This is a genomic window from Paenibacillus cellulosilyticus, assembly GCF_003182255.1.
Taxonomy (GTDB): domain Bacteria; phylum Bacillota; class Bacilli; order Paenibacillales; family Paenibacillaceae; genus Paenibacillus_T; species Paenibacillus_T cellulosilyticus.
The window spans coordinates 1-5882 of record NZ_QGTQ01000060.1 but is presented as its reverse complement, the minus strand read 5'-3'; the positions used below and the strand labels follow the sequence as shown (position 1 = coordinate 5882).

At 36.5% G+C, this 5882-nt stretch carries 7 protein-coding genes; all 7 read right to left on the bottom strand.

Annotation, left to right across the window (positions count from 1 at the left end; translation table 11 throughout):
* Positions 1-258: 258 nt before the first annotated feature.
* Entirely contained in the window at positions 259-624 is a 366-nt protein-coding gene (locus tag DFQ01_RS30640; protein WP_110047699.1) for a hypothetical protein, read from the bottom strand.
* Positions 625-684: 60 nt separating this feature from the next.
* Entirely contained in the window at positions 685-1179 is a 495-nt protein-coding gene (locus DFQ01_RS30635; RefSeq protein ID WP_110047698.1) for a hypothetical protein, read from the bottom strand.
* Between the two features lie 210 nt (positions 1180-1389).
* Positions 1390-2136 carry a 3'-5' exonuclease gene (locus tag DFQ01_RS30630; RefSeq protein ID WP_174812610.1) on the bottom strand — a complete coding sequence of 249 codons (747 nt, stop codon included), beginning with the start codon at positions 2134-2136 and terminating at the stop codon, positions 1390-1392.
* Between the two features lie 222 nt (positions 2137-2358).
* Positions 2359-2778 (bottom strand): ATP-binding protein, encoded by a 420-nt coding sequence (locus tag DFQ01_RS30625; RefSeq protein ID WP_342770025.1) that lies wholly within the window; start codon positions 2776-2778, stop codon positions 2359-2361.
* 210 nt (positions 2779-2988) lie between these two features.
* Positions 2989-3558: a GNAT family N-acetyltransferase gene (locus DFQ01_RS30620; protein ID WP_342770024.1), complete on the bottom strand. Its 570-nt coding sequence runs from the start codon at positions 3556-3558 to the stop codon at positions 2989-2991.
* Positions 3559-3725: 167 nt separating this feature from the next.
* Complete coding sequence (locus DFQ01_RS30615; RefSeq protein ID WP_110047696.1) at positions 3726-4262, bottom strand: hypothetical protein; 537 nt, start codon at positions 4260-4262, stop codon at positions 3726-3728.
* 209 nt (positions 4263-4471) lie between these two features.
* Positions 4472-5239: a nucleotidyltransferase domain-containing protein gene (locus DFQ01_RS30610; RefSeq protein WP_110047695.1), complete on the bottom strand. Its 768-nt coding sequence runs from the start codon at positions 5237-5239 to the stop codon at positions 4472-4474.
* Between the last annotated feature and the right edge of the window lie 643 nt (positions 5240-5882).

Sequence of the window (5882 nt, the reverse complement as noted above, 5' to 3'; positions counted from 1 at the left end):
TGTCGTACCGTTTCATTGTCTCCCGTCCCCTCGTCAGCTTTCATTTTATTTCATACGAGGGTGTTTTTCGACTGCATTTTTATCGTAGCACTCCACTAATCGGATTAGCGCAACTGTCCATCTTACCGCTTCGTGTAAGGAGATTAGTCTTGCGGATGTGTCTGGCTGCTCCCACTTCCCGTAAATCCCTCAGCCGGACCGTGGACCGGATGGCTCGATGTGTGAATAAGGTGTTACGCGATGCACCTTGCTTCTTTACTACTCTATCCAAACAATCTTTACATCTGTTATCTCATATTCCCTTCTTACTTGTTTTCTAGATGTTGAACCTATACTCTGATATTCGGGCAATGCATCATGCAAATCTTTAACAAACTTATATTCTATTCCGTCATTCTTGTTTGTAAAGTAGATTTCGTACTCTTTAACTTCTCCATTAACAATAACAACTTGATAAGTTGTGAACGGATTAGTTATCCCTCCACCATTAGTAATTTGCTCTTCAATCTCTGTCATTGAAGTATATTGTCTTAAATACATGTCTTCATTGTGACCAATATAATCGAATAAAAAAAAGTCCCCTTCTAAGATTTCATCACCTGATAAAGGAACTTCCCGTTTCATATTTATAAGTTCCTTCCGGGTATTTCACCTAACGTCTGCTCCGAATTAACAAACCAATTTCTATTCTATTTTTATACAGTAATTCATTCTTACACCCTGTAATGCTTCTAAGTCTGATATTTTCAATTCAGATAATTTCAATTGTATTTCTTCAATATCTTGAAGACCGTCCCCGAACCATATAGACCATATTTCAAGTCCATTTTTATAATTATTTAACCCTAGCAAATACTCGTAGAGTTGTTCTTTCCATATTCCGTCATCTGAATCACCTTCTAACCAATAAATAAAATCTTTCTGAATATATTCTTCTATACCAGAGGGCGGGTTAGTACAAATGGTTATCTTGAGATGATGCATCTTGATCGGATTCATGATTAGGATTACTAGTTCATCATCTTTATCATCTAATTGATCTAAAATAGAACTAGATCCTCTAGATCCTCTAGATTCTTTATATAATTTCTTGTATTCTCCATACTTCATTCTCTTTGCATCAGTTAAATCTATCTCTGGCAATGTACTATTGGAAACTATAAAAGAATACTTGCTCATAATTCCCTCTCTTTCTTTACGCCTGTTACCTATAATATTTTTGCATAAAAAAAAACATCACTGGCTTAATGACGCTAGCCCGGATCGACTTATCCAATGCAGGGTTGTCCGTTTGCTCCAACTCCCCCGAAATCTCTCAGCCGGACAGAGGGCCGGATGCCCCGATGCGTGAATACGGTGTTAGGCGAAGGTGCTGCCTTCTCGAACATCTTACACCATTGGTATGATCTCGAATCGCTTTACCACAACTGGGTCATTAAATTCAATATCCTTGATATCTCTAGCTTGAAACTCTTCTAATATTCTTAAAAAGATTCGACCAATTAATATACTATCTCCTAGTGCATCATGTCTTCTCAGATCTTTATCATGAATGTTATAGTACTTAATCAAATAATCCGTCCATATTATTTCCTTTACTTCAGGATGTAAGTATGAAAATAATGCTTTCGTATCTAAACTTATATTGGTTAACATCTGTAGATTGTTCCTTTTGCATTCATTCAGTAGTAATGGTAAATCAAACTCATATCCTGCATGAGTAACTACAATACAATCCTTTGTAAATTCCAGAAACGCGTTATATTTGTCTTTAAAGAAAGGAGCATCCTCTAGATCCGAATTATAAATACCAGTAAACCGTTCAACAGCTTCAGGAATTGGCTTAGGAGATTTAATATATGTATTAAAGGTCTTGTTCTCCAATATACAACCGTTCTCTATTATGACTGCACCTATTTGAGTTATATATTCTGTTTCATGATTTATACCCGTTGATTCAAAATCAAATATACAAAATCTTTGTTTCTCAATATCTTTAATATTTACTCCTGAAATAATGTATTCTGTGTTAGAAATAAATTTCATCTCCATCAAATCCACCTCAATTATATTGTTAAAAGGGACGCATGCCTCGGGTCCGACGGATTTAGCCAGTGCAGGGTTGTCCGGCTGCATCCACTTCCCCAAACTCCCTCTGTCCGTCCGGATTGAGGGCCGAATGGCCCGATGCGTGAATAAGGTGTTATATGAAGGATCGGCTTTCATCGAATCATCTAACATCAATGATTGCTTTTATTTGTTGAATAATGTCTGTAGTTTTATCGGAATCCTTAATGACAAATATATGATTTGCTTCATCTTTGCTAGGTTTAACTTCAGTAGAATTCTCTTGTCTCTCTAATACTTCCAAAAAGCTTGAGGCACTTCTAAATATATTGTTACTTCTTTGGGATTGTTGAACACGTTCCTTGAGTAAATCACTAGATAAATCAAAATAAACAATAATACTTTCAAACCCTTTATCATGAAAATACCCAAGCATTTTAGTTCTTCCATTTTATTTAAATTTGAACTACTCAATACTAGATGGAGTCCGCTTTGCTCAACAGCATAATTAACTATTGTATTAGTTACAGAGTATTTCAAAGTGTTAGGGCCTTCTTCTGGGCGAAGCTTCTTATAATATCTATTAATAAATTCAGCATGATTATCTTGATCAATCACTATAGCTTTTTGTATTACAGATTCTAAATCTGTAGCGAAGGTAGTCTTTCCACTATGAGTCTTCCCAACCGTCATAATTATAAAGCGGCTCATAATAAACTCCTTTTTGTTAATTTCTGGGTTTTAATACCGATCTATTAGATAACGTCTTTGCATTCACGACGTCGATACACCTTAGATAGCTCCTATCTTAGGGGGACTGATGTGTCTGGCAGCTCCCGCTTTTCCGAAATACCTCAGCCGGGCCGTAGGCCGAATGGCCTGCAGCCTGATTACGGGGTGATGCCCTTGCTGTCTCTGAACCTACTCAAAAAAATAAATCATTAATTCCTCATCATATCCCTGGCCATTATAAATTAATGCATTCTTCTCAATTCCAAATGTTTCAAATCCAAATCCCTTATAAAGTTTGACCGCCACATGATTTGTTCTTACAACACTTAAATTAATTTGTTTTAAGCCTTCTGTTTCTTTACCTCTACTCAATATTTCTTTTATTAGGTCTTTTGCGATTCCTTTGCCGCGATACTGAGAAGATACATATACTCCTGTAATCATCCCTTTATGTTTCAGTTTTAATCCCTGTTCTCTTGTGAATCTTGCCATGCCTACAAGTTGTGTATCTGCTGTGAATGCTCCTAATATATAATTATTGTTATCCTTCTTAATTCTCTCCTCTATTTCATTTATTGGAGTTTGTACAGCATCTTCATATGAACTACCGAATGCTTCGGGGCTTATTTTCAAAGCTTCGAGTCTTAACTCCCAATATATTTTTGCATCTTCTATATTTAAATCTTTTATATATATCATCATGATTATCCTTTCAACACTGTATTTTGCAAGGGTTTCCGATAACGTCTTGGTATTCAAGAAACCTCTCAGGCTTAAGGGCATCAGCCCGGGTCGTCGACTTTGCCAGTGCAGGGTTGTATGGTTGCTCCCACAACCCCGAAACTCCTCCGCTGGACCGAGGACAAGATGGCCCGATGCGTGAATACGGTGCTATGTGAAGTCCTTGTCTTCTTGAAATACTTAATTCAATGTTTACGAATTGGATTTATCTGAAAATATTTAGTTCGTAATTCTAGATTAATTGTACTGCCCACATAATAAGGCTTACCTGTTTTATGGTTAATTAAATGATATACATAATATCTTGCAACTCCTGGTTTAAATCGATCGTCTTTCAGGTCTTCACTATCGATATCAGTTTGTTGTTCCCTAGATTCTGCTACTAATAATCTCTTCTTTAATTTATTCAATACTTTCTTACGAGATAAATATTTAAATAATCCTGCATCTTTCCATGCTCTCAAGTGTTCTCCATGTTCTATATGAAACAATGCTTTCTCTTTAATATCCTCTCTCAGATCATCTCGATCTAATAGAATTGAGGATATTGCAAAATAAACAAGAGGACCATCGTCCTCATCTTTTAACTCTTCAGAAAACAAATTAAGTAGCCTAGCCACGGCCTGATCAATCGATACTCCTTCATCTAGATATGAATTAGTAAGATCCTTTATGTCGAGTGTAAAATCATCTTCAAATATTCCATATCCCCATGTACCCATGAGATTCACCTTGCACTTTCTTGTTTTTTTGAATCAGTACTTACAAGGATTTCATCTAACGTTTTATATTGACGACGTCCTGGCCCCTTTGAGTCGATGCTTATAGTTGAGAGGCTTACCGAACACCTAATGCAGTGACCTCCCGACAGGCTTAGGGGGCTGGATGTGCTCACTCGCTTCTCAGTGTGACCCGGAGCGTCAATATGGTGTTAGCCGAAGGAAGTTCTGGAAGCAGCCATTGCATTTAAGGCGTTCTCAAAATAACAATACACTTCATCTGCAATTTCCAGAAACTCATCAACAAGTACATTACTATCCAAGTAACAAGCATACAGATAATCAACTAAAGCGGAGTCAATCTCACAATAGTTTAATATGGCATTCTTCATCTTAATAATGTCATCTTGCCATACACCTGTATCTTCTAAAACCAAAGAGTATAATGCACGAATTAATCTCTTAGAGTAACCTTTAATATATCTAGTTTTCATTGTGCTATCACTAGCATTAGAAAGTAAACTATGTATACGATCTACCTCCTCCTTGGTCTCTGTATTTAAGTCTAAAATGAACGCTGGAGAAATAATTATCGGTGGTACTTTTTCACCAACGTCATGACCATATACGCAAACACAAATTATCTTAACCCAAAAACCCCACTCATTTGGTTTACTTAATACATCGTCAATCGAGCAAATTGTCGTATCAATCTTAGTTAATACTGGATATTCTTTCAAAAGATAGTCTACAATATTTGACAATCTTTCGTAATCAATATCTTTGGGATTTACACATACAATAGTAAAGTCTGCATCTGACTTAAAAGGTTTAGCCGTTCCTTTTGGGATCGAGCCACACATATAAATGCTATGAATCTTACCTTTAAATTCGGTAAGTATAGTATCTAGATACTTATCAACAAAATCCTTATATTCACTTTGTATTACAATTCTATTTATAACTTTTTCTAATATCATATAGACTCCTCCTAAACTAAGAACTTCTTTCGGCTAACGTCTTTGTTATTCACGAACCCTCACTGGCTTAAGTGGCGCATGCTCCGGGTCCGACGGACTTAGCCAGTGTAGGGAGTTGTCCAGCTGCTTCCACTTCCCCGAAATTCCTCTGAGAGGCGGATGCCCGATGCGTGAATATGTTGTTAGGTGAAGTTTATCCCCCCCAAAGATATCTATCATAAAAATCAATACATAAAAAATTACCATCGTATTTATAATTCTTGGTGTACCTTTTCCGTGCATAGAAATCTATATGTTCATAATCGTGTGACCCAGAAAATCTCAAAAATTGTGCCCTTCCATTCTCATGAATTAGTAATATATCTTTTGAGATGTCTTTAAATACTCTACTACTACCTGTCAAAAACAATGTGTTCTCTAAGTTGAACTACATATAACTCAGAGAAATCAACTTTAGGTGTTAATAATTGATATTGTTTCTTCCCAATAGTTATTGAGGTTTTATCATATGAATTGCTCATTTAATCATCCTTTAGATGAATTTCATCTAACGTCTTTGTATTCACGAACCCTCACTGGCTTAAGGGACGCATGCCCCGGGTCCGTCGGACTTAGCCAGTGCAGGGTTGTCCGGCTGCTTCTA